This is a genomic window from Aquamicrobium terrae, from assembly GCF_052978165.1.
The window spans coordinates 2,469,554-2,496,181 of sequence record NZ_JBRKLZ010000001.1 but is presented as its reverse complement, the minus strand read 5'-3'; the positions used below and the strand labels follow the sequence as shown (position 1 = coordinate 2,496,181).

Sequence of the window (26,628 nt, the reverse complement as noted above, 5' to 3'; positions counted from 1 at the left end):
GTTCATGGAAGCCTCCGCTTTCGAGGTGGTGCTTGAGGACGAGGCCGCGACACGGCGCTTCGGCGAAGACCTCGCCATGGCTGTGCGGCCGGGCGACGTACTGGCCCTGCAAGGCGATCTCGGCGCCGGAAAATCCACGCTGGCGCGCGCCCTGATCCGCGCCCTTGCCGACGATGCAGCGCTGGAAGTGCCAAGCCCCACCTTCACTCTGGTGCAGAGCTACGAGACGCGATTTTCGGTCCATCACTTCGACCTCTATCGCCTCGGCGCGGAAGACGAACTGGACGAACTCGGCTTCGAGGAAGCAATCGCCGAAGGCGTGGCGCTGGTGGAATGGCCCGAACACGCCGGCAGCCGCCTGCCCGGCACAGCCCTTTCGGTCGAGCTTGTCCACGAAGGCGAAGGCCGGTGCGCGCGCATTTCCGGCAGCGGCGAGGCGCTGGCGCGGGTCGGGCGGTCGCTCGCCATGCGCGCCTTTCTCGCAAGCGCTGGCTGGGGCAACGCCCAGCGCCGCCATCTCACGGGCGACGCCTCGGCCCGCTCCTACGAAACGGTGCGGCTGGAGGGCGAGCCCAAGCGCATCCTGATGAACTCGCCGCCGCTGGTGATGGGCCCGCCGGTGCGAGACGGCAAGCCCTATGCCGAGATCGCCCATACCTCGAAGACCATTTCCGCTTTCGTCGCCATCGACCGGGCATTGCGCGAAGCCGGCATCTGCGCCCCGGAAATTTACGCGCAGGACCTCGACAACGGCTTCCTGCTCATCGAGCATCTGGGCAGCACCGGCGTGCTGGACGATGCGCGCAATCCGATACGGGAGCGCTATCTCGCGGCCGCCGAACTGCTGGCCGACATGCACGGCCGGCAATGGCCTTCCCGTATCGAGGCCGCGCCCGGCGTGATCCACGAGGTGCCGCCCTTCGACCGCGAAGCCATGCTGATCGAGGTCGACCTGCTGGTCGACTGGTATGTGCCGGCCGTGACCGGCCAGCCGGCCGATGACAGCCTGCGCGCCCGCTACCGGCAGGAGTGGAACGATGCGCTCGACCGCATCGACGGTTTTGAACCCACGCTGATGCAGCGCGACTATCATTCGCCGAACCTGATCTGGCGGGCGGAACGCAGCGGGCATGGCCGGCTGGGCGTCATCGATTTTCAGGACGCGCTGATCGGCCCCACCGCCTACGACCTCGCCTCGCTCGCCATGGATGCCCGCGCCACCGTGCCCCGCGAAGTGGAGCAGGCGACGGTGGACGCCTATCTCGCCGCCCGGCGCGCCGCCGGCCCCTTCGACGAAGCTGCTTTCCTCGAAGCCTACGCCCTGATGGCGGCGCAACGAAACTCCAAGATCCTCGGCATTTTCGTGCGCCTGCACCGCCGCGACGGCAAGCCCGGCTATCTCAAGCACCTGCCCCGCATCCGCGACTATCTGCGCCGCGCGCTCGCCCATCCGGCGCTGGCTTCCCTGCGCGCCTTCTATGAAGAACAGGGCTTTCTGGAAGAGCGCGAACTGTGACGGGTCCGACAAATGCGATGGTGCTCGCCGCCGGGCTCGGCACGCGCATGCGCCCGATCACCGACACGCTGCCGAAGCCGCTGGTGGAGATCGCCGGCCGCACCCTGCTCGACCGGGGGCTGGATGCGCTGGCCGATGCCGGTGTGGAAAAGGCAGTGGTGAATGTGCACCATCTCGGCCATATGATCGCGGCGCACGTCGCAGGACGCACCAGCCCGCGCATCGTCATTTCCGACGAAAGCGACAGGCTGCTCGATTCCGCCGGCGGCATCGTCAAGGCGCTGCCGGAACTGGAACCCGACCCGTTCTACATCCTCAATGCCGATACCTTCTGGATCGAGCGCGGCACGCCCGAGCTTGAGCGTCTGGCCGCGACGTGGGACGATGGGCGCATGGACATATTGCTCATGCTCGCCGATCCGGCGAACGCCACGGGTCACAGCGGCAGCACCGATTTCCTGCTCGGTGAAGACGGCCGTCTTGCCCGCGCCAAGGGCGACCCCGCAGGCCTGATCTATGGCGGCGCGGGCATCATCCATCCGCGTATCTTCGCCGACGCGGAAGCGAAGCCGCATTCGCTCAACCTCTATTTCGACCGCACTATTACCGCCGGCCGCCTGTTCGGCATGGCGATGAACGGCCACTGGATCACGGTCGGCACGCCGGATGCCATCGCACCGGCCGAAGCGGCCATCCGGAAATTCCCGGCCGGGGCGGCATGAGAAGCGCGCCACGCGTCTTCTCGATCCCGCCCGGAGCGCCTTTCCTGCCGACACTGGCCGAGGCGCTGCTTTCGGGCACGCTGGTTCCCGATTTCCGCTTCGACGGCGACCCGCTGGCGCTGGCCGACGTCACCATCTATGTGCCGACGCGGCGCGCGGCGCGCGCGCTGCGCACCGAGTTCATGGAGCTGATGGGCGGGCGGGCCGCCATCCTGCCCACGGTGCGACCGCTCGGCGAGTTCGACGAGGACGAGGCGCTGTTCGAGACCGATGCGCCGGAAAGCGCGGCCGCGCTCGACCTTGCCCCGCCCATCGCCTCGACGGAAAGGCTGCTGCTGCTCGCCGTTCTGGTGCGAGCGTGGAAGCAGCGGCTGCCGGCCGAAGTCGCGGCACGCTTCGCGGAAGAAATCATGGTGCCGGCCTCCGCCGCCGACGCCATCTGGCTGGCGCGGGACCTGGCCGAACTGATGGACGAGGTGGAGACGGAAGGCTCCGACTGGGCGAAGCTTGCCGATCTCGTCACCGGCAACCTTGCCGGCTGGTGGCAGGTGACGCTGGATTTCCTCGGCATCGCCAGCCAGCACTGGCCGCTCATCCTTGCCGAGCGCGACCGTTCCAACCCCGCCGCCCATCGCAGCGCGCTGATCCGCTCCGAGGCCGAACGCCTGCTGCGCAACCCACCCGCCGGCCCGGTCATCGCCGCCGGCTCGACCGGCTCGATCCCCGCCACTGCTGAACTGCTCAAGGTGATTTCCCGCCTGCCCAACGGCGCGGTGGTGCTGCCGGGCTTCGATGCCGCGCTCGACGCGGCCTCGCTGGCCGCCATCTCCGCCCCGGAGGCGCGGCCGGCGTTGCTCGGCCATCCGCAATACGGCCTCGTCAAGCTGGCGGGCAAGATCGGCGTCGCCCGCGACGAGATCGCGCCGCTCGGCGCGCCCGTGCCGGCGCTTGATCTCCGCAACCGGATCGTCAGCGAGGCACTGCGCCCGGCCGACACGACGGAGCTGTGGCCGCAGACGCGCGGACGCTTCAGCGACAGCGACATGGCGGCCGCGCTCGAAGGCGTGACCGTGCTGGAAGCGCCGAACGAGCGCGACGAGGCCACCGCGATTGCCGTGGCACTGCGCCATGCCGTGAGCGTTCCCGGCAAGCGCGCCGCGCTGGTGACGGGTGACCGGGCGCTGGCCCGGCGCGTCTCTGCCGAACTGCTGCGCTTCGGCATCACGGCCGACGATTCCGGCGGCACGCCGCTCGCCAACACGCCGCCCGCCGCCCTGCTGCGCCTTGCGGTACAGGCCGCCTTCCGCCCCGGCGATCCGCTGCCGCTGCTGGCGCTGGTCAAGCACCCGCTGCTTTCGCTGGGGCTGGAGCGCGCGCCCGTGCGCCATGCGGCCGAACTGATCGAGCTTGCCGCCTTGCGCGGCGGCACAGGGCGCCCTGACATCGCCACCTTGACCGACCTGTTCGAGCGGCGTCTGGCCGATCCCGGCGACGGCGGGCGCGAGCTGTTCTGGTTCGCCCGCTTTCCGGCGCGGCGCATCGCGGAGGCGATCGCCATCGTCCAGCGGCTTGTCGAGGCGCTCGGCCCGCTGCTCGAACTGCGCGGACGCTCCGATCTTGGCGTGCCCCAGTTCGCAGAGGCAAGCACGAAGGCGCTGGAAGCGCTGGGCCGCCATGCCGACGGCAGCGTCACCGCCCTTTATGCCGGCGATGCCGGCCAGAAGCTGGCGCAGGTGCTGCGCGATCTGGTGGCGGCGCAATCGCCCTTCGCCTTCGGCGCGGACGAATGGCCGGACGTGCTCGACGCTCTGCTCGCCCCCGAAACGGTAAAGCCGCGGCAGGGCACCGACCGCACTATTGCCATATGGGGCGCGCTGGAGGCGCGGCTCCAGCATGTCGACACGCTGGTGGTCGGCGGCCTCAACGAAGGGGTGTGGCCGCGCAAGCCGGAGAGCGACCGTTTCATGTCGCGGCTGATGAAGGGCGGGCTCGAACTCGAGCCGCCGGAGCGGCGCATCGGCCTTGCCGCCCATGATTTCCAGATGGCGATGGGCGCGCCAAAGGTGGTGCTGGCGCGGGCGTTGCGCTCGGGCGACGCGCCGGCCGTGCCATCGCGCTGGCTGCAACGCCTGCTCACCTTCACGGGCAAGGACCATGCCGCCGTCATGCGCCGGCGCGGCGAGCAACTGCTTTCATGGGCGCGCACGCTGGATGAAGCGCCACGCTCCGACTTCGCACCACGCCCCTGCCCCGTGCCGCCCGTGGACGTGCGCCCGAAGCATTTTTCGGTTACGGAAATCGAGACGCTGCGGCGCGATCCCTACGCCGTCTATGCGCGCCGCATCCTCGGCCTTCATGCGCTCGATCCGGTGATCCGCGATCCGGGCGCGGCCGAGCGCGGCACGCTGTTCCACGCCATCCTGCACCGCTTTTCTACAGAGGCTGATCCTGCCGCTCCGGATGCACTCGAAAAGCTGGTGCAGGCCGGCCGCGACTGTTTCGCCGAAGCCGAACTGCCCCAGGATGTCGAGGCGGTGTGGTGGCCGCGTTTCGAGACGATGGCGGCGAACGTCATCGCATGGGAGCGTGACCGCTTCGACGTGCTCTCGCGCCATGCCGAGACGCGGGCGGAAAAGACGGTTGTCGGCGGCACCGGCGTCACGCTGTCCGGCTATGCCGACCGTGTTGATCTTCTCACCGGCAACATGGCCGACATTCTCGACTACAAGACGGGTTCCTCGCCCTCCAAGGTGCAGGCGCACACGCTGCTTGCACCGCAACTCGCCCTGGAAGCCGCACTGCTGAGGCGTGGCAGCTTCCGCGATCTCGGCAGCCGCGAGCCGGCGGACCTCGCCTTCATCCGCCTGCGCGCCAATGGCGAGGTGGAACAGGAATCCATCCTCAGGCACGGCAAGACGATCCGCTCCGGCACGGAGCTTGGCGAGGATGCGTGGGCGCGGCTGGAAAAGCTGCTCTACCATTACGCCAATCCGGCCACCGGCTATCTGTCACGGGCACTGCCCTTCCGCGAGGGCGAGACGGATGGCGACTACGACCATCTGGCGCGCGTGCTGGAATGGTCGGCCGGCGGCGACGGTGCCGGCGAAGGGGGAGAGGAATGAAATATCCGATCCCCACCGACACAGCACTTGCGCAGGCGCGTGCCTCCGACCCGGCCAATTCGGCCTGGGTATCGGCCAATGCCGGCTCCGGCAAGACGCATGTGCTGGCCCAGCGCGTCATCCGGCTTCTGCTGCGCGGCACCGAGCCGTCGAAAATCCTGTGCCTGACCTATACGCGCGCGGCGGCGGCCAACATGTCGAACCGCGTCTTTTCCACGCTGTCGGAATGGACAGCGCTGGACGAAGCCGAGCTTGCGAAGCGCATCGAGACCATGGATGGGCGGCGGCCTGACGCCGAGACCTTGCAGCGGGCGCGTCGCCTGTTCGCCGAGGCGCTGGAGACGCCGGGCGGGCTGAAGATCCAGACCATCCACGCCTTCTGCGAGGCGGTGCTGCACCAGTTCCCGCTGGAGGCGAACATCGTCGCCCATTTCCAGATGGTCGACACGCAGATGGAGCGGGCGCTGGTCGCCGCCGCGCGCCGCGACATGATCGCCGGCGCGGTGGGCGGGGCCGGCACGGAACTGACCGAGGCCTTCGCCACCGTGCTTGCGCGCGGCGGCGAAACCGGGCTCGACGCGCTGCTTTCCGAGATCGTGGGAAAGCGCGAGGCGCTGCGCGAGTTTCTGGGCAAGATCGGCGGGACGGCGACCGGATTCGAACCGCTTTTCGAGGAATTCGGCTTCGATTCGACAGACAGCGAGGCCGGTATCGCCGAGGCGGCCTGGCCGCTGCCCAGCTTCGAGGCCGGCTATCTCGCCGCACTGGATACCGCCGCGACAAAGCTCGGCGCCAACCGGGCCCGCACATCGCTGGTGGACGAGGCGCTGGCGGCCTTCGCGGAAAAAGACCCGGTGCGCCGGCTTGGCGGCCTGCAAAAATCCTTCCTCAGCGGCAAGGGCGAAGCCTACAAGCCGGACTGGCTGTTTTCCAAGGCGCTGATCGCCGCCATGCCGAATCTGCCCGAACGCTACCTCGCCGCCACCGAGGCCATCGCCGCCGCCTGCGACCGGCTGGCGCTCTACCGCATGGTGAAGGGCACGACCTCGGCGCTCACCGTTGCCGACTGGCTGATCCGCCGCTACGAGGAGCTGAAGCGGGCGCGCGGGCTGCTCGACTTCAACGACCTCATCACCCGCACCGTCAACCTGCTCAGGCGCCCCGATGCCGGCGCGTGGGTGCAATACAAGCTCGATCAGGGCATCGACCACATCCTGCTCGATGAGGCGCAGGACACCAGCCCCGAGCAATGGGACGTGGTGAAGAAGCTGGCCGAGGAGTTCTTCGCCGGCGAGAGCGCGCGCGACAATATCCTGCGCACCATCTTCGCAGTGGGCGACGAAAAGCAGTCCATCTACTCCTTCCAGGGGGCCGCGCCGGACTCCTTCGCCGAAAGCAAGGTCGAGTTCGCCGGCCGCGTGCGCGCCGCCAGCCGCGAATTCGCCGACCTCAAGCTCACCTTCTCCTTCCGCTCCAGCGAGGATGTGCTGCGCGCGGTGGACCGTGTGTTTGCCGACGCGGAGGTGCGGCGCGGCATCAGCCACGATCCCGACCCGCTCGACCACAAGGCGATCCGCAACGACGCGCCCGGCTATGTGGAAGTCTGGCCGACGCTGGGCGCGGATCAGGTGGACGAACCGGACGACTGGACGCTGCCGGTCAACCACGCCAGCGCACCGGCCGTACGGGTGGCCGAGCATGTCGCCGCCACCATCAAGAACTGGCTGGACAGCGGCGAAATCCTCGAAGGCAAGGGACGGCCGCTGCGCGCCGGCGACGTGCTGGTGCTGGTGCGCAAGCGCGACCGGTTCATCCACGCCCTGTCGAAGAGCCTGAAGGAAAAGGGCGTGCCGGTGGCCGGCGCGGATCGCCTCAGCCTGCCCGGCCACATCGCGGTGAAGGACCTTGCCGCGCTCGGCCGCTTCCTCGTCCAGCCGCAGGACGATCTTTCGCTCGCCGCCGTGCTGCGCTCGCCGATCTTCGACCTGCCCGAGGAACGCCTGTTCGACCTCGCGGCGGAGCGCGAGCGCAGCCAGCCGCTGATCCAGTCGCTGCGCCGCCACGCCGCAGCGGACGCGCAACTGGCCGGCATCGCCGAAACGCTCGAACGCTGGGCGAGCGAGGCCGCCTTCAAGCCGGTATTCGAGTTCTATGCCACCCTCCTGGCACGCGACGGCGTACGCCGGAAGATGATCGCGCGGCTCGGGCCGGAAGCCGGCGACATACTGGACGAGTTCCTGAACTTCTGCCTCGCCGAGGAGCGCACCGGCCTGCCCGGCCTCGATTCCTTCCTCTCCACGCTGGAAAATGCCGGACCCGAGGTGAAGCGGGAAATGGACCAGACCCGCGACGAGGTGCGCATCATGACGGTGCACGCCTCCAAGGGCCTCGAAGCGCCGGTGGTGTTCCTTGTCGACGGCGGCACGCGCGCCTTCAGCGACCAGCACCTGCCGCGCCTGATGCCGTTCGAAAGCTCCGGCCGGCACTGGCGCGGCCGCGGCTATCTGTGGCGCTCCGATGCCGAAGTGGCCAATGCCGTCTCGCGCGGGGCGGCGGAAAAGGCCCGCGAACTCGCCGACGACGAATATCGCCGCCTGCTCTATGTCGCCATGACGCGCGCCGAGGACCGGCTGATCGTCGCCGGCTATCACGGCAAGCGCGAACCCGGCGACGGGACCTGGCACCGGATCGTCAGCCGCGCGCTGGCGGCCGCGCCGGAAACGCGGGAACTCGTGCACCCCGTCAGCGGCGAGACAGTGCATCGCTTCCACGCCACCGGCCTGCCGCCCCTGACACAGGCCCAAACCGATACGGAACGCACCGACACCAGCTTCGCGCCACTGCCCGCCATGCTGTTCGACTCGCTGGCGGACGACGAAGAGCTGCCACGCCCGCTCTCGCCCTCCGGCGCCTCGGCGCTGATCGAGGAGGACGGCATCGAGCCGGTGCCCGATCTGCGCTCCCCCGTTCTGGAGGCGGACGACGAAGAACCCTCGCTGGCCATCCAGCGGGGCCTGGCCGCCCACAAGCTGTTGCAGATGCTGCCGGGCATGGTCCCCGAACAACGCCGGACGGCAGCCGGCCTCTATCTGGCGCGAGCCTGCGCCGGCTGGAGCGAGGGCGAGCGCGAACGCCTGCTCTCCGCCGTGACGGCGGTGCTGGACGACGCCCGCTTCGCGCCAATCTTCGCGGCAGGCTCGCGCGCCGAAGTGGCGCTCATGGGCAGCCTGAAGGTGAAGGGAAAGAAACGTTCGGTCTCGGGCAAGATCGACCGGCTGGCGGTGACGCCTGACAGGATCCTGATCGTCGACTACAAGACCAACCGTCCCCCGCCGGCCACGCTCGAGCGGGTGCCTGAGGCCTACATCCTCCAGCTCGCGCTCTACCGCGAACTGCTGGCGCCGCTCTATACGGGGCGCGAGATCGCGGCGGCCCTGCTGTTCACCGAAGCCCCGCTCCTGATCGAGCTGCCGGCGGAAGTGATGGACGCCGCCCTTGCCCGACTCACCCTATCGTGACACAAGACCTGCTTGAATTGGGCCGGCCCCACCGCCACATATTGTAGACTTGAACAACCGAAAGGACTTTCGCATGGCTACCGTCAAGGTCGACAAGGACAACTTCCAGGCCGACGTGCTCGACGCCAAGGAACCGGTCGTGGTGGATTTCTGGGCGGAATGGTGCGGCCCCTGCAAGATGATCGGCCCGTCGCTGGAAGAGATTTCCAACGAGCTCGGCGGCAAGGTCAAGATCGCGAAGCTGAACATCGACGAGAACCCGGAGCTGGCCGCCCAGTTCGGCGTGCGCTCCATCCCCACGCTGATGATCTTCAAGGACGGACAGGTGGCCGATACCAAGGTGGGCGCAGCGCCCAAGACCGCCCTGTCGCACTGGATCAACGGCGCCGTCGCCTGATCGGCAAGCAAGATTCCCAGACAAAAGCCCGGCCACCGCGCCGGGCTTTTCCTATTGGACGGCGCCTTCACGCTTGCCGGTCAGCTCATATGCGCGTTTCATGTGCTTTCACCGGACAGGAGCAGCAAGCATGACGGAACCGGCCAAATCCACGGTATTCATCGACAATGAGCGTGTGATCGTCACGGAATGGCGTTTCTCACCCGGCGCCAGCACCGGATGGCATCGCCATGGCCACGACTACGTCATCGTCCCGCTTATGGACGGGAAGCTGAAGCTGGTCACCGGTGACGGCGAAAGCACGGCCGAGATGAAGAAGGGCGTGCCCTATTTCCGCAGCGAGGGCGTCGAGCACGATGTGATCAACGCCAGCGAGGGCGAATACGCCTTCCTGGAGATCGAGCTGAAATAGCCGGTCCCGACTTCAGGTGGGCGGGGTGCCGTTCTCGGCCAGCACCGCGCCGGCCAGATAGAGCGAGCCACCGATGAGGATGCGCGGCGGCACGTCGGCATCCTGCCAGGTGTCGCGCAGCAGCATCAGCGCACTGGCGACCGAGCTGACCGGCTCGGCGGAGAGGCCGGCAGCCTCGGCCCGCACCGCCAGCTCATCGTTGCCGACGCCGGCATCGCTGAAATCGACCGGCACGGTGTAGACGTGCTTCACCAGCCCCTTGAAGGCCTTGAAATAGCCGCTCTGGTCCTTGGTGTTGATCATGCCGGCGATCAGGAACAGCGGCCGCGGGTCCCTTTGCTCCTGCTCGGCCAGCGCCTCGGCGATGACGATGCCGGCGCCGGGGTTGTGGCCGCCGTCCAGCCAGATCTCCGCGCCGGGCGGCGCAAGCTCGACCAGCTTTCCGTGCGGCAGCTTCTGCATGCGCCCCGGCCAGGATGCCGTCGCCATGGCACGGTCGATGGCCAGTTCGCGCGGCTCGAAGCCAGCCGCCTTGACGGCGGCGATGGCCGCCGCCGCATTGGCGATCTGATGGCGGCCGGACAGGCGCGGCAGCGACAGGTCCAGCAAACCGTGCTGGTCCTGATAGACCATGCGGCCGTGCTCCTCGAAGGCGAGGAAATCCTGGCCGTAGACATGGGTCGGACAGCCGAGCCGGTCGGCGGTATCGACCAGCACCTCCAGGGCCGCCTCATAAGGCTGCGATCCGATCACCACCGGGCAGCCCTGCTTGATGATGCCGGCCTTCTCGGCGGCGATCAGCTCGACCCGGTCGCCGAGATAGGCCTCATGGTCCAGCGAAACCGGCATGATGACCGAGGCGGCCGGCTTGGCGATGACATTGGTGGCGTCAAAGCGCCCGCCAAGGCCGACCTCCATGACCACGACATCGGCCGGATGCTCGGCAAACAGCACGAAGCCGACGGCGGTGAGGATTTCGAAGACGGTGATCTTTTCTCCGCCATTGGCCTTGGCCACGCGCGAGACGGCCTCGGCCAGCGTCGCGTCGTCGACCAGCCGGCCGCCGCCATCGGCGGCGAGGCGGTAGCGCTCGTGCCAGTTGACCAGATGCGGCGAGGTGTGGGTGTGGACCAGCAGGCCCTGCGCCTCCAGTATGGCGCGGGTGAAGGCGGCGCAGGAGCCCTTGCCGTTGGTGCCGGCGATGTGGATCACCGGCGGCATGTGATCCTGCGGGTTGCCGAGCCGGTCCAGCAGGCGCGACACGCGCTCCAGCGAAAGGTCGAAACCTTTCGGGTGCAGCGTCATCAGATGTTCGATTTCGCGGTCGGCGGTGAGCGTGGTCATGCCGGGCTGCGCCATCAGGCCTGCGGTCGGGCTTCGGATGCGGCGGCAACCGGCGGCGGCAGGATTTCAGCTTCCACTTCTTCCTCCTTCGCTTCCGGCACCTTGAGCAGGAGCTTGAGCAGGTTGGCGACCGTCTTCTTCATATCGATGCGCGAGACGACCATGTCCACCATGCCGTGCTCCATCAGATATTCGGCACGCTGGAAGCCCTCGGGCAGCTTCTCGCGGATGGTCTGCTCGATGACGCGCGGGCCAGCGAAGCCGATCAGCGCGCCGGGCTCGGCGATATGCACGTCGCCCAGCATGGCATAGGAGGCGGTGACGCCGCCGGTGGTCGGGTTGGTCAGCACCACGATGTAAGGCAGCCCCGCTTCCTTGAGGCGATCGACCGCCACCGTGGTACGGGCAAGCTGCATCAGCGACAGGATGCCTTCCTGCATGCGCGCCCCGCCCGAGGCGGCGAACAGCACCAGCGGCTGGCGGCGCTGGCGCGCCGTATCGAAGGCATGGATGATCGCCTCGCCGGCGGCCAGGCCGAGCGAGCCGCCCATGAAGGCGAAATCCTGCACGGTGGCGACGACGGGCAGGCCAAAGATCTCGCCGGTCGCGTTGACGATGGCATCGTCCATGCCGGTTTTGGCGCGGGCGTCCTTGAGGCGGTCCACATAGCGCTTCTCGTCACGGAACTTCAGCGGGTCCTGCACCACCTTGGGGTTCTCCAGGACCTCGTACTTGCCGCCGTCGAAGAAGAACCGCAGCCGCTCCCTGGCGGCGATCTTCATGTGATAGCCGGAGGACGGGATGACGAACTGGTTCTCTTCCAGATCCTTGTGGAAGACCATCTCGCCCGTCTCCGGATCCTTGATCCAGAGGTTCTCGGGCATCTCGCGCCGGCCGAGCATCGAATTGATCTTCGGACGGACGTAGTTGGTGATCCAGTTCATCGTTCGGCTCCTGACCGCGACTTGATTCGGTTTGGGTTAGGCCAACTATTCGGCGGCAGCAAGGCGGGCCTGGCGCACGCCCTGCGCCAGTCCGGACACCAGCGTCGCCACCGCTTCGGCCGGGTCGGCGGTGCGCTTGCCGTCAGGACCCAGCACATTGGCGACCGCATTGACGATGGCCGTGCCGACCACCACGCCATCGGCCGAGGCGCCGATGGTGCGGGCCTGCTCCGCCGTCTTGACGCCGAAGCCGACGCAGACCGGCAGGTCCGTATGCTGCTTGATGCGCCGCACCGCCTCGGCCACCTTGCCGGTATCGGCCAGCGCCGAGCCGGTGATGCCGGTCATCGACACATAATAGACGAAGCCCGAGGTGTTCTGCAGCACCTTGGGCAGGCGCCTGTCGTCGGTGGTCGGCGTGGCGAGGCGGATGAAGTTGACGCCTGCCTTCAGCGCCGGCACGCACAATTCCTCGTCCATTTCCGGCGGCAGGTCGACGACGATCAGGCCGTCGATGCCGGAAGCCTTCGCGTCGGTGAGGAAGCGCTCGACACCATAAATATAGATGGGATTGTAGTAGCCCATCAGCACGATCGGCGTCTCGTCGTCGGTCTTGCGGAAATCGGCCGCCATCTGCAACGTGCGGGCGAGCGTCTGGCCGCCCTTCAGCGCGCGCAGGCCGGCCGCCTGGATGGCCGGACCGTCGGCCATCGGGTCGGAGAACGGCATGCCGAGTTCGATGACGTCGGCGCCGGAGCGGCCAAGCGCCTGCATGATCGACAGCGAGGTGTCATAGTCCGGGTCACCGCCCATGAAATAGGTGACGAGCGCCGGGCGGCCCTCGGCCTTCAGCTTGGCCATGCGGCGGTCGATGCGGGTGTCGGTCATTTCAGATCTCCATGCCCATCATCGAGGCCACGGTGTGCACGTCCTTGTCGCCACGTCCCGAAAGGTTGACGATGACGATCTGGTCCCTGTCCATCGCCGGCGCGATCTTGACCGCATGGGCGATAGCATGGGCCGACTCCAGCGCCGGAATGATGCCTTCGGTGCGCGTGCAGAGCTGGAAGGCCTCCAGCGCTTCGTCGTCGAGGATAGGCACATACTCGACGCGGCCGGTATCGCGCAGCCAGCTATGCTCGGGGCCGACGCCCGGATAGTCGAGACCGGCCGAAATCGAATGGCCGTCGAGGATCTGGCCGTCCTCGTTCTGCAGGAGATAGGTGCGGTTGCCGTGCAGCACGCCCGGCCGGCCGGCATTCATGGAGGCGCAATGCTCGATGCCGTCGAGGCCACGGCCGCCGGCCTCGATGCCGATGATCCTGACGTCCTTGTCGTCGAGGAAGGGATGGAACAGGCCGATGGCATTGGAGCCGCCGCCGACGGCCGCGATGATCACGTCCGGCAGGCGGCCTTCCTGCTCGAGGATCTGGGCGCGCGCCTCGGTGCCGATGGCCGACTGGAACTCGCGCACCATTTCCGGATAGGGATGCGGGCCCGCCGCCGTGCCGATCAGGTAATAGGTGTCCTCGACATTGGTGACCCAGTCACGCAGGGCCTCGTTCATGGCGTCCTTGAGCGTGCCGTGGCCGGCGCTGACCGGCTTCACCTCGGCGCCCAGCAGCTTCATGCGGAAGACGTTGGGGCTTTGCCGCGCCACGTCGGTCGCGCCCATGTAGACCACGCAAGGCAGGCCGAAGCGCGCCGCCACGGTGGCCGAGGCGACGCCGTGCTGGCCGGCGCCGGTCTCGGCGATGATGCGCGTCTTGCCCATGCGCCTGGCGAGCAGGATCTGGCCGAGGCAGTTGTTGATCTTGTGCGAGCCGGTGTGGTTCAGGTCCTCGCGCTTGAAATAGACCTTCGCGCCCCCGAGATGCTTCGTCAGGCCTTCGGCGAAATAGAGCTTGGAGGGCCGGCCGGCATAGAAGGTCGACAGCGCCTGGAGCTCGGCCTTGAAGGCCGGATCGGTCTTGGCCTCGTTCCACTTCTCCTCCAGGTCGAGGATCAGCGGCATCAGCGTCTCGGCCACGAAACGGCCGCCGAAAATGCCGAACATCCCCTGTTCGTCGGGGCCGGTGCGGAAGGAATTGGGCATGGCCGGCTTGTTCATCGCCGATCTCCTCGGGCAAAGGGCTGCGGTTCAGGCTGCTCGGTCGTTGCGCGCCGCTGCAACCGCCTTGAAAAAAGCTTCGATGAGCGCCGCGTCCTTGACGCCGGGCGCGCTCTCGACCCCGGACGATATGTCGATGCCCGGCGGGTTCGCAAGCCGCAGCGCATCGCCGATATTGGCGGCGTCGAGCCCGCCCGAAAGCATGTAATCGACGCCAGCGTCAAGCCCGGCAAGAATGGTCCAGTCGAAACGCACGCCATTGCCGCCCGGAAGCTCCGAACCGGCCGGCGGCCTGGCGTCGAACAGGAAGCGGTCGGCGATGCCGCGATAGGGCGCGACGCGGGCAAGATCGGCGGCTTCCTGGACGGCCAACGCCTTCATCACCGGCAGGCCGTAGCGCGCCTTGACGGCTGCCACGCGTTCGGGGCTTTCCGCGCCGTGAAGCTGGAGCATGTCCGGCTCCATCGCAGCGACGATGGCATCGAGGAAAGCGTCGTCGGCATCGACGGTGACGGCAACGGCCTTCGCCTTGCCGCTGGCCCGCGCGCGCAGCACTCCCGCTTCCTGCGGGGTGACGTAGCGCGGGCTTTTGGGGAAGAAGATGAAGCCGACATGGCTGGCGCCGCCGTCGATGGCCGATGCCAGCGCCGCCTCCGTCTTCAGCCCGCAAATCTTGATGTCGAGTGCCATGGCGGGGACTTGGCACGAAACGCCCGGAGAGTCGAGACAAAGCCGCATGCCGGCGGCCGACCCACGGAGAACACCGTCATTCGCGGGATCGAAAACCCGGAAACGGCAAAGGCCGGGAAGCGGCGCTCCCCGACCTTCGCGCGATCATGGAAATTACTTGGTGTAGATCGGCTCCGGCGGCTCGTAGGCCACCGTCTCGGGCTGATAGCAGCCATTGGCGCTGCCGCCGAAGCTGTAGCGCAGGCCGGCGCGGACCTCATGGGTGTTGAAGCCCTTGTCGAAGCCGGGGCCGGCACCATTGCGCTCGAACATGCGCCCGCCCTCGATGCGGCTGAACCGGTAACCGGCGTCAAGCACCATCCTGTCGGTCAAGCAGTAGGAGGCGCCGGCCATCAGCGCATAGGCAAAGCGCCAGCTCTTGGTGCCCTTGTGCGTGGCGAAGCCGACATTGGCGTCGTTCTCCAGATCTTCCCACTTGACGTGGGCGCCGCCGATGCCGGCGCCGACATAGGGCGTGATGCCGTTCCAGGTGCCGAGATCGACATAGGCGTTGGCCAGGAGAAGCAGCGCCGACATCTTGGTACGGTCGACGGACTCGCAGGGGACGCCAGGACCGCCACAGCCGGAGCTACCGTCATCGGAAGTGCTGCCCCTGAACTTGGTCTTGAACCAGTAATCGAGGGTCAGGTCGGTGCGGAAATGCCGGCTGATCTGGTAACCGACGCCGGCGCCTATCGAGAAGGAGCTCTTGAGCTTGGCAGTGTCGAAGCTCTTGGTGCCGCCGACACCCTGGAAACCATCGCCGCAGCCGGGGCATGGTTCAACGCCATAGGTGATGTATTCGGTGCCGCGGATCTTCGACTTGTGGTAATCCAGATCGCCGCGGATATACCAGCCGCCGAAGTCGCTGACTTCATAACGCTCGACGGGCTGAGGCTCCTCGATCACGATCGGGGCTTCAAGGTCAGCCGCCAGTACCGGGGAAACACCGCCGGCAATGATAGCGGCCAAAGCCGCGTTCCTAAAAAGGTTGGACATGAGTTCACCCCTAATCCGGCCGCCGCCTGCGCACCGACACTCAAAAACCGCAACATGAATAATGATTGGCAAACGTTAAAACGGGCTTAACCCTGTCGATTAACCACGAATGCCGCGGCCTCGAACCGGAAAGGCAATCCGGATTCCGGAAAATTCATTTCCAAAACAATAAGATATGCCACATCCAGGCATTTGCTGCTGACGCAGGCCAGCTCCTGCAAAATGACCGAACCTCGAAGCGGAACCTTCGGTTTCAGCCTGGCGCTAGTCCGACATTGCCAGGGCGGCGACCAGATCGCGATCCAGCCGGCTGTCGTCATCCGGGCGGCTGATACCCATCTGATATGAATTGAGGTCCCATATCGACCAGCCGAAGCCGTGGGATGCAGCCACATGCGTCACATCGGACATCCACCGCCGCCGATAGACCTCCGCCGCACCAGAAAGCCGCTCAGACCGCCGCGTCACGCCGAACTCACCCATGATGATGCGGTCGTGGCCGATGCCGTTGCGATCCGCCCATTTCGCCACAGTGGCGAAATCGTCCTCTATGCGTTGACGGTTCCAGGTATCGGCCAGGAAGCGCTTCAGGATGGACTGCGCGTGCTTCCTTGCCGCCGTCTTCGCGGCCTCATCTATCGGGGCGGCGGCAATGCGTGCCTCCAGCGCGGCCTCGATCTCTTTCGCCGGAACCGTATCGTTGGGATAGGGAAGGTCCGATACATAGGGCGAGGTCGGCGCATCCGGGGTGCCGAAGTCCACGCCCTGATGGGTAAAGCTGATCGGCAGATAGTAGTGATAGGAATACAGCACATTGCTGTCCGCATAGGGTGACGGGTCGAGGTCGTTCAGGCCGCTGATGCCGCCATAATTCGCACCGGTCAGCAGAAGCGGCAGCTCGGATGCGGCCCGCCTTGCCGCATCGTGCAGCGCCAGTTGCGCCGCGCTCCACACCATCACCTGCGTGCGATGGCTGGCATTGTCCATCAACGGTTCATTCATCAGTTCCAGCGCCACGCGCCCGCCCCGCACATTGGCGAGCAACGCAGCCAGACGGACGATCATTGCCCTGTACTCGGCAAACACCAGACCTTCCAGGTCCTCAAGTATGGACTGGGGCGAGTAGAGCGGCACCTGCTCGACCGGATGGCAGTCGACCAGAACATCGAGGCCGAGGCCATGCAGGCGCTCGATAGTGGAGAGCAGCTTCCGCTCCAGCGCATCCCTGTCGGCCCCTTGCAACTGCATGAACGGCCCGACATCCAGCGACAAGCGGATGAAGTCGAACCCCGCACCGGCAAAATCACGCGCCAGAGCTTCCGGAAACGCGTTGCGCGGCGTCTCGAACGGGCGTGGAACATAGCGGGTGCTGCTTCCCTCCTGCAGGATGCCCCAGTTCATCATATTGTGGATTCCCGCGCCGCGGTGGAAGGCACGCTTGGCCGTCGCCTGCGCCGCAGCACCATGAGGCAGCACAGCAAGCGCCCCTGCGGACACGGACAGGAACTGGCGGCGGGTGAAGCTCATGGGCAAGGCTCCTGCACAGGCGCGACGGTGCAGGCAAGGGTAGAGCAGCCGATCCCCCAAGGCGAGAGCCCGGCGGACAAGATTGCCGCGAAGGTTAGCGCGCGTTTGCATTAATGCTAATGCAACCGTGGTTTGCTAAGGCACACTTATGTTGAGACGGTTGGGCTGGTATGCGCGACGCCTCGCCGTCATGGAACGCGGCGAGATCCGCCATCGAATTCGCGAACAGACGGAAAGACGCGCCGCGCGGCGCCAGAATGGCGGCTGGGCCACGTTTGCGCTGCCCGGCGCACGGCCGAAGCCGCTGCCGCTTTTCGCGTCCCTGCTCACAGGCGGTCTCCCCGCTCCGGTCGCGGCGCAACTGGCCGTTGCTGCCGAAGCGTTCCGTTCGGGGAAACTCAGGCTGCTCAATCGCGACTGGCCGGAAACGGTCCTCGACGAGAGCGGCCGCATCGCCCCGCAAGTCTGGACGCTCGACCCGGTCAGCGGCACGAACTGGCCGGGCGCGGAGGTGTCGGCCTTCGACATCGATTTCCGCTTCGAGGGGGGCAATCGCGACATCAAATATGTCGCCGAGGCCAACCGGCTGCATTTCCTGGCGGCGCCCGCCATCCATGCCCGCCGCACGCAGGACGCCAGTCTTGCAGGAGCCATCCTCGGCTCCGTGCTTTCGTGGATGGAGGCCAATCCGCCCGGCCGCGGCGTCAACTGGTACTCGGGCATAGAAGCCGGCTACAGACTTGTTTCGCTCTCCTGTATCGCCACGGCGCTCGATCCATGGATCGACAGCGCCAGCGGCGAGAAACTCGCGTCTTTCGTCGCCGCGCACGGCACATGGCTGGCGCGCTTTCCGTCGCTGTTTTCGTCGGCCAACAATCATCTGGTCGCCGAGGCGATGGGGCTGGCGGTGGCCGCACGCCTGCTGCCCGCGCATTCGCAAGCGGCGGACTGGCTGGCGCAGGGCCGGGCGCATCTGGAAGACAGGACGCTTGCCCTGTTTCATCAGGATGGTGTCGGGCAGGAACAGTCACCGGCCTACGCGGCCTTCACGCTGGAAATGCTGCTGGCCGGCTTTGGCGCCATTGGCGCAGATGCGCCCTCCCCGGCTGTCCGCGAGCGGCTGGGCAAGGCGGCCACCGCGCTGAACGCCTTCCTCGATGACGGCGGCTATGTCCCGCTGATCGGCGACGACGACCAGAGCCGTGTGCTCATGGCCTATGGCAGCGAGGAGCCGCGCTACGCCGCCTCCATTGCCGCCGCGATTGCTGGATTTCTCCAGCGCCCGGAGCTTGCTCCTGCTATGCGCGACCCGCATTGGCGCGACATCGTATTCGCCGCACCGCCACCCGGCCCCGCGCCGACCGACGGCACGACGACCTTCCCGCAGGGCGGCTATACGATCCGGCGTGGCGAGATCGCCGGGCGGCGTGTGCATTTCACCTTCGACCACGGTCCGCTGGGGTTCGGCGCGCTCGCCGCACACGGCCATGCCGATGCCCTTTCGGTGTGGTTGTCGCTCGATGGCCACCCGGTTCTGGTCGATGCCGGCACCTATCTCTACCATTCGGAAGGTGAGAACCGCCGCCGCTTCCGCGTGACGCCGGTGCACAACACCCTGACCATCGGCGGCGCCAGCCAGAGCGAGCCCTCCGGCCCGTTCAACTGGATGCCGCGCCGCGCGCGGGCGCGGCTGGACAAGGGTGCGGACACCGTGCCGCTCAACGTGTCGGCCTCGCATGACGGCTATCAAAAACGCTTCGGCGTCATCCATCACCGGGACATCCTCGAAACCGCTACCAGCTTCGAGATCACCGACCGGCTGACCGGTACGCCGCCCGCCGGCGCTATCGAGATCGCCTTCCTGCTGGCCCCGGAACTCGACGTGACGGGCGATGCCGGCCGCGTGACGGCAAGCCGGAACGGGCGGCCGGAAATCACGCTCGTCGCCCCCGAAGGCACATCCGTCGAAGTCATACACGCCGACGAAGCCTCGGGGCGCGGCTTCCATTCACCCGGCTTCGGCGTTTTGCAGGCGGCCGCGACGGTGTTGTTCCGTGGACCTGCAAAAGCCATGAACTGGCGCAGTTCCATCCTGCTCAACCCCGTAACGTGACCTTTACCTGTCAGGGGTAGACCGGTTCCACAGGGATCGGTCCGACCACCGTCGGCGTGACAACAACAAGGCAAAGCGGTCAGGCAACCATGAAAATATCCATTTTCGGACTGGGGTATGTGGGCACCGTGTGCGCGGCCTGCCTCGCCGAGCGCGGCCACGAGGTGATCGGCTGCGACGTCAGCGAGGCGAAGGTCGACCTGATCAACGCCGGGCAGAGCCCGATCATCGAAAAGGACATCGGCGAGCTCGTCGCGGCCAAGGTGGCCTCGGGCAGCCTGCGGGCGACCGTTTCGACCGAAGAGGCGATTATGAACAGTGACCTGTCGCTGCTGTGCGTGGGCACGCCCTCGCGCGCCAACGGCTCGCTCGACCTTTCGGCTGTCGAAGCGGTGGCGCGCCAGATCGGCGCGGTGCTCGCCAGCAAGGACAGCTATCATTCGGTCGTCATCCGCTCGACCGTTCTTCCCGGCACGCTGGCCGACATCGCCGTGCCGGCGCTGGAGCAGGCTTCGGGAAAGAAGCTGGGCGTTGCCTTCGGCGTCGCCTCCAATCCGGAATTCATGCGCGAGGGCTCGGCCGTCGCCGACTTCAACAATCCCGCCAAGACGGTGATCGGCACCGACGATGACGTGACCCGCGCGCGCCTGCTGGAACTCTATGCCGGCCTGCCCGGCCAGACGATCCTGACCGAGCCGCGTCTGGCGGAACTGGTGAAGTACACCGACAACACCTGGCACGCGCTGAAGGTGGCGTTCGGCAACGAGATCGGCAATGTGTGCAAGGCGGCGGGCGTCGACAGCCACGAGCTGATGAAGGTGTTCTTTGCCGACACCAAGCTCAACATCTCCAACGCCTATCTGCTGCCGGGCTTCGCCTTCGGCGGCTCCTGCCTGCCCAAGGACGTGCGCGCCATCAACGCCTATGCGGTGCAGCATGACGTGGAGACGCCGCTGCTGAGATCGCTGATGCCGTCCAACAGGCAGCAGATCGAGCGCGCCCTGCAATGGGTGCTCGGCTACGGCAAGCGCAATGTCGGCTTCCTCGGTTTCTCCTTCAAGGCCGGCACCGACGACCTGCGCGAAAGCCCTTATCTGGAGCTGATCGAGCGCCTGCTCGGCAAGGGCTGCGACATTCGCATCTTCGACCAGAACGTGTCGCTGGCCAAGCTGGTCGGCGCCAACAAGGTCTATCTGATGAACGCCATCCCCCACGTCACCCAGTTGATGGTGCCGTCGGTCGACGATGTCGTGAAGCATGCCGATGTACTTGTGGCCACCAGCCGTTCGCCCGAATATGAGGCGGTGGTGGAGAAGATGAGGCCGGGGCAGGTGCTGCTCGACATGGCCCGTCTGCCCAACACGGACCGGATTGCGGGGACCTATGACGGCATCAACTGGTAGGCGCGTCCTCATCATCGTCGAGAACCTGCCGGTTCCCTTCGACCGGCGCGTCTGGTCGGAGGCCACCACGCTGGTCAAGGCCGGCTATCAGGTTTCGGTGATCTGCCCGAAGGGCAAGGGCTCGACCGCCTCCTACGAGGTGATCGACGGCGTGCATATCTACCGCCATTCGCTGCCGCTCGATGCCGAGGGCGCCCTCGGCTATGCGCTCGAATACAGCGCCGCCCTGTTCTGGGAATTCCTGCTGTCGCTCAAGGTCGCGTGGCAGCGCGGCTTCGACGTCATCCACGCCTGCAATCCGCCCGACACCATCTTCCTGATCGGCGGCTTCTACCGGCTGTTCGGCAAGAAGTTCCTGTTCGACCACCACGACATCAATCCGGAACTCTACGAGGCCAAGTTCGGCCGCCGCGATTTCGGCTGGAAGCTGATGGTGTGGCTGGAACGCCTGTCGTTCCGCACCGCCCACCGCTCGATCGCCACCAATGAGAGCTATCGCGAGATCGCCATCACGCGCGGCGGCATGGACCCGGGCAAGGTGCATATCGTGCGCTCCGGCCCCAATCTGGACCGGGTGCGCGAGGTGGAGCCGGACCCGAAATGGCGCAACGGTCGCCGCTTCGTCGTCGGCTATGTCGGCGTCATCGGCAAGCAGGAGGGGCTGGATCTTCTGCTGGAATCGGTCAGCCATCTGGTCAATGTGCGCAAGCGTGACGACATCCAGTTCGTCATCTGCGGCGGCGGCCCGGAGCTGGAGGCGATCAAGGCCGAAAGCACCACGATGGGCCTTGCCGACTACGTGACCTTCACGGGCCGCTGCCCGGACGAGACGCTGTTCTCCGCCCTTTCCACATCGGATGCGTGCGTCAATCCCGACCGGCCGACGGCGATGAACGACAAGTCGACCATGAACAAGATCATGGAATATATGGCGCTGGGCAAACCGATCGTGCAGTACGATCTGCGCGAAGGCCGCTTCTCGGCGCGCGAGGCCTCGCTCTATGCCAGATGCACCGATCCGGCCGATTTCGGTGACAAGATCGCCGAATTGCTGGACGATCCCGAACGTCGCGCGGCGATGGGCGCCTTCGGACGCGAACGGGTGCGCAACGAACTGGCCTGGAACTACGAAGCGCCGAAGCTGCTGGCCGCATATGAGGCGCTGTTTACGGGCAGGAAGGGCATGCAGTCGCACAGCACTTTGACCGAAGCCGCCCCGCGCGGCGGGGAGCAATAGGGGCAGCGCGCCATGTGCGGCATCTTCGGATTCCACGCCAGATCGCGCCTGTCGCTGGCCGCCGAGCTCGACGCCGCCACGGACCTGCTCGCCCACCGCGGGCCGGACGGGCGCGGCACCTTCGCCGCCCGCAGCCCCGATGGCGAATGGCAGGTCGGGCTAGGCCATCGCCGCCTGTCGATCCTCGACATCGAAGGCAGCCCGCAGCCGATGCATTCGCACGACGGCCGCTACACGGTCGTCTACAACGGCGAGATCTACAACTATATCGAGCTGCGCGCCGAACTGGTCGAGCGCGGCCATCGCTTCGTCACGCAGGGCGACACCGAAGTGCTGATCGAGGCATGGCGCGCCTGGGGCGAGGACTGCCTGTCCCGCTTCAACGGCATGTTCGCCTTCCTTTTGTGGGACAACCGGACCGGCCGCCTGATCGCGGCGCGCGATCCGTTCGGCAAGAAGCCGCTGTTCGTCGCCGAGGCCGAAGGCGTGCACGCCTTCGCCTCGGAGATCGAGCCGCTGCGCAAGTTTCCCGGCATCGACGACCGGCTCGACCAGGATTCGCTGCGCGAATATCTGGCCTACCGCTACGTGCCGGGGCCGGCCACCTTCTTCAAGGGCATCGCGAAAGTGCCGCCCGGCACCTTCATGGTGCTCGACGGCGACAGGGTTTCCACAACCCGCTATTTCACCACACCGTTCTCGCGAACCACGCCCGACATCACCGATTTCGACGAGGCGCTGCGCCTGTTCTCCGACAAGCTTGACGCGGCGGTGCAATTGCGGCTGCGCTCCGACGCGCCGTTCGGCGCCTATCTGTCGGGCGGGCTCGATTCCTCGATGATCGTGGCGCTGATGAGCCGGCACATGGGCAAGCCGGTCTCCACCTTCTCGGTCGGGTTCGACGTGCCGGGCTCCTCCGAACTGCCCTATGCCAGGCAGGTGGCGGATACCTTCGGCACCGACCATCACGAACTTGCCGTGGGCATGGGCGAATTCACCTCCGTATGGGAGGAAGCGGTGCTGCGGCGCGGCGCGCCGGTGGCCGAGCCCTCCGACCTGCCGGTGCTGCTGCTGTCGAAAATGGCCAGCCGCAGCGTCAAGATGGTGCTGACCGGCGAGGGCGCCGACGAGCTGCTGGGCGGCTATCCCAAGCACCGCGCCGAACCGTGGGTGGCGCTCTACCAGCGATTGATGCCGGGCGTCCTGCATGACGCCGTCATGGCGCCCGGCGCGCGCGCCCTGCCCTATGCGCTCCGGCGCGTGAAGACGGTGGCCGGTGTCGCCGGCATCCGCGACCACCAGGCCCGCATGGCCGCCTGGTTCGGCGGCGGCGACGCAGAACTCGCCAGAGCGCTTTATGCGGGCCCGCCCGCTTCCCGCGCGCTCGATCCCCTGCCCTTCACCGCGGACGGAGCCGCCAGCGCGCTGAAGCGCATGCTGCATTTCGACCAGACCTCGTGGCTCCCCGACAATCTGCTGGAACGCGGCGACCGCATGATGATGGCCGGCTCCCTCGAGGGCCGCATGCCGTTCATGGATGTGGGGCTTGCCGAACTCGTCGCCCGTTTCCCCGACGCCTTCCTCACCGGCGCGCCGAAGGGCAAGCGCGTGCTGCGCACGTTGGCCGCCCATATGCTGCCGCAGGCCATCGTCACCCGCAAGAAGGTCGGGTTCCGCGTGCCGGTGGAGCAATGGTTCCGGATCGGCATGGCCGACCGGATGCGCGACCTTCTCCAGTCCGGCGATGCCACCGTGCGGCAGGTCTGCAACGCGGGCGAAATCGACCGGCTGATGGGCGAGCATCTGGAAGGCCGCCAGAACCATGAGAAGCTGCTGTGGGCGCTGGCCAATCTGGAGCAGTTCTTCCGCATCTTCCGCCCGACCATCGGCGATGCGGCGCCACAAAGCGAGGCCGGCTATCGCCTTGCCGACAGCGCCTTGCGGTAGACGTCGCGCAAGCCGGAAATCATCGTTTCGAGCCCGAAACGATCAAGGTAGATCCGGCGCGAAACGGCACGAAACGCCTCTCTGCGCTTGTCGTCATCGATTAGCTGGGCCAGTGCATCGGCAATGCCTTCGGCATCGTCGGGCCTGATGGTCAAACCGTTTCCGGCTTCGTGCAGCACGTCCGGCACGGAGCCGACCGGGGTGGCCACGAGCGCCGCGCCGGCGCATGCGCCTTCCAGCAGGCAGACCGGCAGCACCTCGTTGCGCGACGGCAGCACGACGATGTCCGCCTGCCGGTAGAGCGGCAGAATGGCCTCGCGCGCCACCCAACCGGTGAACTCGACACGTCCCGACAGGCCGAGCCTGTTCGCCTCTTCGCGAAAGCCGGGAACATCCCCCGTACCGGCAAAGGTCGCGCGCCAGTCCGGCAGGTTCGCCGGCAGGAGCGACAGGGCGCGCAGCAATGCGCCCGCCCCTTTCGCATCGGTCAGATTGCCGGCGAACAGCAGCCGTACGGGCGCACCCGCCGGTCGGCCCTGCGGCGCGTCGGGGGCGAAATCGGCGACGCCGTTGGCCACCACGTCGAACCGCTCCGGCTCCATGCCGTAGAAGCCGGCAACGAAATCGCGCCAGTACGCACCGAGCACGACGATCGCATCGGCGCGCTCAAGGACACGGCGCAGAACCGGCACCCAGGCCGGCCGTCTTTCGCCCGCCTTCGGAAAGGCCGAGCCATGGAAATGCACGACGGTGGCGGCGCCGAACAGCCGTGCCGCGGACTGCATCAGCCATTTGCGCCAGGCCGAGGCATTGGTCGCGCCGTTGAGATGGACGATGTCGTAGCGCCGCGTCGCCAGCAGCCCGAGATAGCGCGCAAAGGCGAACGGGAAGTGCAGCACCCACCCCGGTCCCGAAGCGTCGCCGCGCGAGGCGAGGAATTCCATGTCGATGCCGAGTTCGGGATGCCCCCGCAACGCCTCGTCGACGTGGGAAAACAGCGTCTCGATGCCGCCGCGCCCTTTCAGGCCGCGCGGAACGATGCACAGGACGCGGAGAGGCCGGGGCGCGGTCATCCGGACCTGCGCCGCCTTCCCCGCCGCACCGGAGCGATGCAATCGATCGCCTCGAGCCGCCCGGTGCTGTTGAGGGTGTGTATCTTCGGATAGGTCGACTTTTCCGGCGACAGGATCGGAACCGGAACGGTCAGCCGCACCTTGTCCTCGTCCAGTTCGACAAGGTCGGCGAGGCCGAGCGCGCCGCCATATTCGTCGGTGCCGTCCTGCAAGGGCAGCACGATGCGCTCGCCGACGCGCGTGAAGCGGCCGCCGGGCCGGGCCGCTGCCCGGTCGATGGTCACCGGATTGGCCGCATGCGGCGTCCACGGTCCATGCAGGCCGGGGGCATGGAACACCACCAGCGTGTCGGAGGCGCTGCCATGGCCGTCCCGCTCGGTGGCGAACAGCCACAGGCGGCCGCCATGGTCCAGCAAGGTGGCGTCGAACAGTTCCCGCTCCGGGATCAGCACCGAATGCCGGACCCACCGGTCCGGGAAGGATTCCGCCCGGTAGAGGACAAGGTTGCCGCCGGCGCCACCCTCGGGCAGCATCCAGACCTCGCCGTCATGGGCGAACACCTGCGGATAGGACAGGTGATAGGGCTCCTCCAGCACGCGGCGCGGCACGGTCGCGGTGCCGTTCTCGAACACTTCGGCGACCGAGATGAGCGCCTTGCCGTCACCGTAGGGAAAATCCTCCACGAAGATGAAATGCCGCCCCTGCCATTCGAAGGGGAACGGATCGGCATAGAAGCGATTGCCGTCGTCGGGCAGGGTGATCCACGGTTCGCCGGCCAGCAGGCCGCTATCGGCGACCCGCCGGCCCTTGTGGAAACGGTAGCTGACATCCCAGCGATGCAGGTTGCAGACGGCCCGTTTCACCGCACCCGCAACCTGGCGCGGCACGGTGGAGAGCGCATAGGCACGCAGCATCTCGCCGGCCGTCGGGCCGTTGGCGGCCGGCGGCCTGACGCCGGCGCGCCCGTCCGCCTGACCCGCGAGGTAGCGATGGGCGGTATCGACCAGCAAGGTGGCCACGCGCGCCAACACATCGTCGAGCCCGCGCAGGATGGAAAGCCGGCTGTCGACCATGGGTGCGGCATGGGCGATGGACCTGTCGCCGTCGAGCACGATGTCGACATCAGGCAGATGCCCGTTCATCAGCAGGCGCGCCGCCTCGGAAAGCGAGGGAGAGCCGGCGAAGCGCGGCGCAAGCACCGGCGAGGCGAAGGGCCCGCCGCCGCCGGTCAGGTCGAGGCGCAAGGCGGCATCCGTCCGCCCCGGCGACAATTTCGGTTCGGGCACGGCATCGAGGAGGCTGTTCAGCCGCACGCGCAGCGCCGTGCGCTCGAAGCGCAGGATGTTCTCCAGAACCGGCGCCATGCCCGGTGCATCGACGCCCACCAGCGCCACGTCATGGCCCAGCCGGGCGAGCCGCTCGGCCACCACGACATGGAGCCGCCGCACCGTATCCTGCGGCACCAGAACGTCGATCACACTCATGGGAAAACCATTTGCCACCAGCCCCTGGGGC

19 protein-coding genes are annotated in these 26,628 nt (G+C 67.0%); 10 read left to right on the top strand and 9 right to left on the bottom strand.

Annotation, left to right across the window (positions count from 1 at the left end):
* The first annotated feature begins 4 nt into the window (after positions 1-4).
* The 6 genes from tsaE (at position 5) to ACVCNR_RS12310 (ending at position 9,687) form a co-directional block, all read left to right on the top strand.
* Positions 5-1,516, top strand: coding sequence for a tRNA (adenosine(37)-N6)-threonylcarbamoyltransferase complex ATPase subunit type 1 TsaE (gene tsaE / locus ACVCNR_RS12335; protein ID WP_447075014.1), 1,512 nt, complete (start codon positions 5-7; stop codon positions 1,514-1,516).
* A gap of 17 nt (positions 1,517-1,533) precedes the next feature.
* The gene (locus tag ACVCNR_RS12330) at positions 1,534-2,238 is read left to right on the top strand and encodes a nucleotidyltransferase family protein (RefSeq protein WP_447075687.1); all 705 of its coding nucleotides are present in this window, start codon (positions 1,534-1,536) and stop codon (positions 2,236-2,238) included.
* A complete protein-coding gene (addB, locus tag ACVCNR_RS12325; protein ID WP_447075013.1) occupies positions 2,235-5,360 on the top strand; it encodes a double-strand break repair protein AddB in 3,126 nt (1,041 codons plus the stop codon). Before ACVCNR_RS12330 ends, addB begins: the two co-directional genes overlap by 4 nt.
* Positions 5,357-8,878 (top strand): double-strand break repair helicase AddA, encoded by a 3,522-nt coding sequence (gene addA / locus ACVCNR_RS12320; RefSeq protein WP_447075012.1) that lies wholly within the window; start codon positions 5,357-5,359, stop codon positions 8,876-8,878. The genes addB and addA overlap by 4 nt, the downstream gene beginning before the upstream one ends.
* 73 nt (positions 8,879-8,951) lie before the next feature.
* Positions 8,952-9,275 (top strand): thioredoxin, encoded by a 324-nt coding sequence (gene trxA / locus ACVCNR_RS12315; protein WP_354194853.1) that lies wholly within the window; start codon positions 8,952-8,954, stop codon positions 9,273-9,275.
* Positions 9,276-9,405: 130 nt separating this feature from the next.
* Positions 9,406-9,687, top strand: a complete 282-nt coding sequence (locus ACVCNR_RS12310) for a cupin domain-containing protein (RefSeq protein WP_354194852.1) — start codon at positions 9,406-9,408, stop codon at positions 9,685-9,687.
* A gap of 12 nt (positions 9,688-9,699) precedes the next feature.
* Here ACVCNR_RS12310 and ACVCNR_RS12305 read toward each other — a convergent pair whose 3' ends face one another.
* The 7 genes from ACVCNR_RS12305 to ACVCNR_RS12275 all read right to left on the bottom strand — a co-directional run bounded on the left by ACVCNR_RS12305 (position 9,700) and on the right by ACVCNR_RS12275 (position 17,340).
* Entirely contained in the window at positions 9,700-11,031 is a 1,332-nt protein-coding gene (locus tag ACVCNR_RS12305; RefSeq protein ID WP_447075011.1) for a bifunctional folylpolyglutamate synthase/dihydrofolate synthase, read from the bottom strand.
* Positions 11,032-11,045: 14 nt separating this feature from the next.
* Complete coding sequence (gene accD, locus ACVCNR_RS12300; protein ID WP_447075010.1) at positions 11,046-11,975, bottom strand: acetyl-CoA carboxylase, carboxyltransferase subunit beta; 930 nt, start codon at positions 11,973-11,975, stop codon at positions 11,046-11,048.
* 45 nt (positions 11,976-12,020) lie between these two features.
* Complete coding sequence (gene trpA / locus ACVCNR_RS12295; RefSeq protein WP_354194849.1) at positions 12,021-12,863, bottom strand: tryptophan synthase subunit alpha; 843 nt, start codon at positions 12,861-12,863, stop codon at positions 12,021-12,023.
* 1 nt (position 12,864) lies between these two features.
* Entirely contained in the window at positions 12,865-14,085 is a 1,221-nt protein-coding gene (gene trpB, locus ACVCNR_RS12290) for a tryptophan synthase subunit beta (protein ID WP_447075009.1), read from the bottom strand.
* 30 nt (positions 14,086-14,115) lie between these two features.
* On the bottom strand, positions 14,116-14,775 hold the full coding sequence (locus tag ACVCNR_RS12285; protein ID WP_447075008.1) for a phosphoribosylanthranilate isomerase: 660 nt from the start codon (positions 14,773-14,775) through the stop codon (positions 14,116-14,118).
* Positions 14,776-14,928: 153 nt separating this feature from the next.
* Positions 14,929-15,813 carry an outer membrane protein gene (locus ACVCNR_RS12280; RefSeq protein ID WP_354194844.1) on the bottom strand — a complete coding sequence of 295 codons (885 nt, stop codon included), beginning with the start codon at positions 15,811-15,813 and terminating at the stop codon, positions 14,929-14,931.
* A 264-nt stretch (positions 15,814-16,077) separates the two neighbouring features.
* Entirely contained in the window at positions 16,078-17,340 is a 1,263-nt protein-coding gene (locus ACVCNR_RS12275; RefSeq protein ID WP_447075007.1) for a glycoside hydrolase family 5 protein, read from the bottom strand.
* 148 nt (positions 17,341-17,488) lie between these two features.
* Here ACVCNR_RS12275 and ACVCNR_RS12270 point away from each other — a divergent pair, with 148 nt between their 5' ends.
* The 4 genes from ACVCNR_RS12270 (at position 17,489) to asnB (ending at position 24,040) form a co-directional block, all read left to right on the top strand.
* Positions 17,489-19,453 carry a heparinase II/III family protein gene (locus ACVCNR_RS12270; protein WP_447075006.1) on the top strand — a complete coding sequence of 655 codons (1,965 nt, stop codon included), beginning with the start codon at positions 17,489-17,491 and terminating at the stop codon, positions 19,451-19,453.
* An 89-nt stretch (positions 19,454-19,542) separates the two neighbouring features.
* Positions 19,543-20,856, top strand: coding sequence for a nucleotide sugar dehydrogenase (locus ACVCNR_RS12265; protein ID WP_354194838.1), 1,314 nt, complete (start codon positions 19,543-19,545; stop codon positions 20,854-20,856).
* A complete protein-coding gene (locus ACVCNR_RS12260; protein ID WP_354194836.1) occupies positions 20,837-22,093 on the top strand; it encodes a glycosyltransferase family 4 protein in 1,257 nt (418 codons plus the stop codon). The genes ACVCNR_RS12265 and ACVCNR_RS12260 overlap by 20 nt, the downstream gene beginning before the upstream one ends.
* A gap of 12 nt (positions 22,094-22,105) precedes the next feature.
* Positions 22,106-24,040, top strand: coding sequence for an asparagine synthase (glutamine-hydrolyzing) (asnB, locus tag ACVCNR_RS12255; protein ID WP_354194834.1), 1,935 nt, complete (start codon positions 22,106-22,108; stop codon positions 24,038-24,040).
* On the opposite strand, the gene ACVCNR_RS12250 is transcribed toward asnB, so the two are convergent.
* Positions 24,010-25,113 (bottom strand): glycosyltransferase family 4 protein, encoded by a 1,104-nt coding sequence (locus ACVCNR_RS12250; RefSeq protein WP_354194832.1) that lies wholly within the window; start codon positions 25,111-25,113, stop codon positions 24,010-24,012. The genes asnB and ACVCNR_RS12250 overlap by 31 nt on opposite strands.
* Positions 25,110-26,597: a glucosamine inositolphosphorylceramide transferase family protein gene (locus tag ACVCNR_RS12245; RefSeq protein ID WP_354194830.1), complete on the bottom strand. Its 1,488-nt coding sequence runs from the start codon at positions 26,595-26,597 to the stop codon at positions 25,110-25,112. The genes ACVCNR_RS12250 and ACVCNR_RS12245 overlap by 4 nt, the downstream gene beginning before the upstream one ends.
* Between the last annotated feature and the right edge of the window lie 31 nt (positions 26,598-26,628).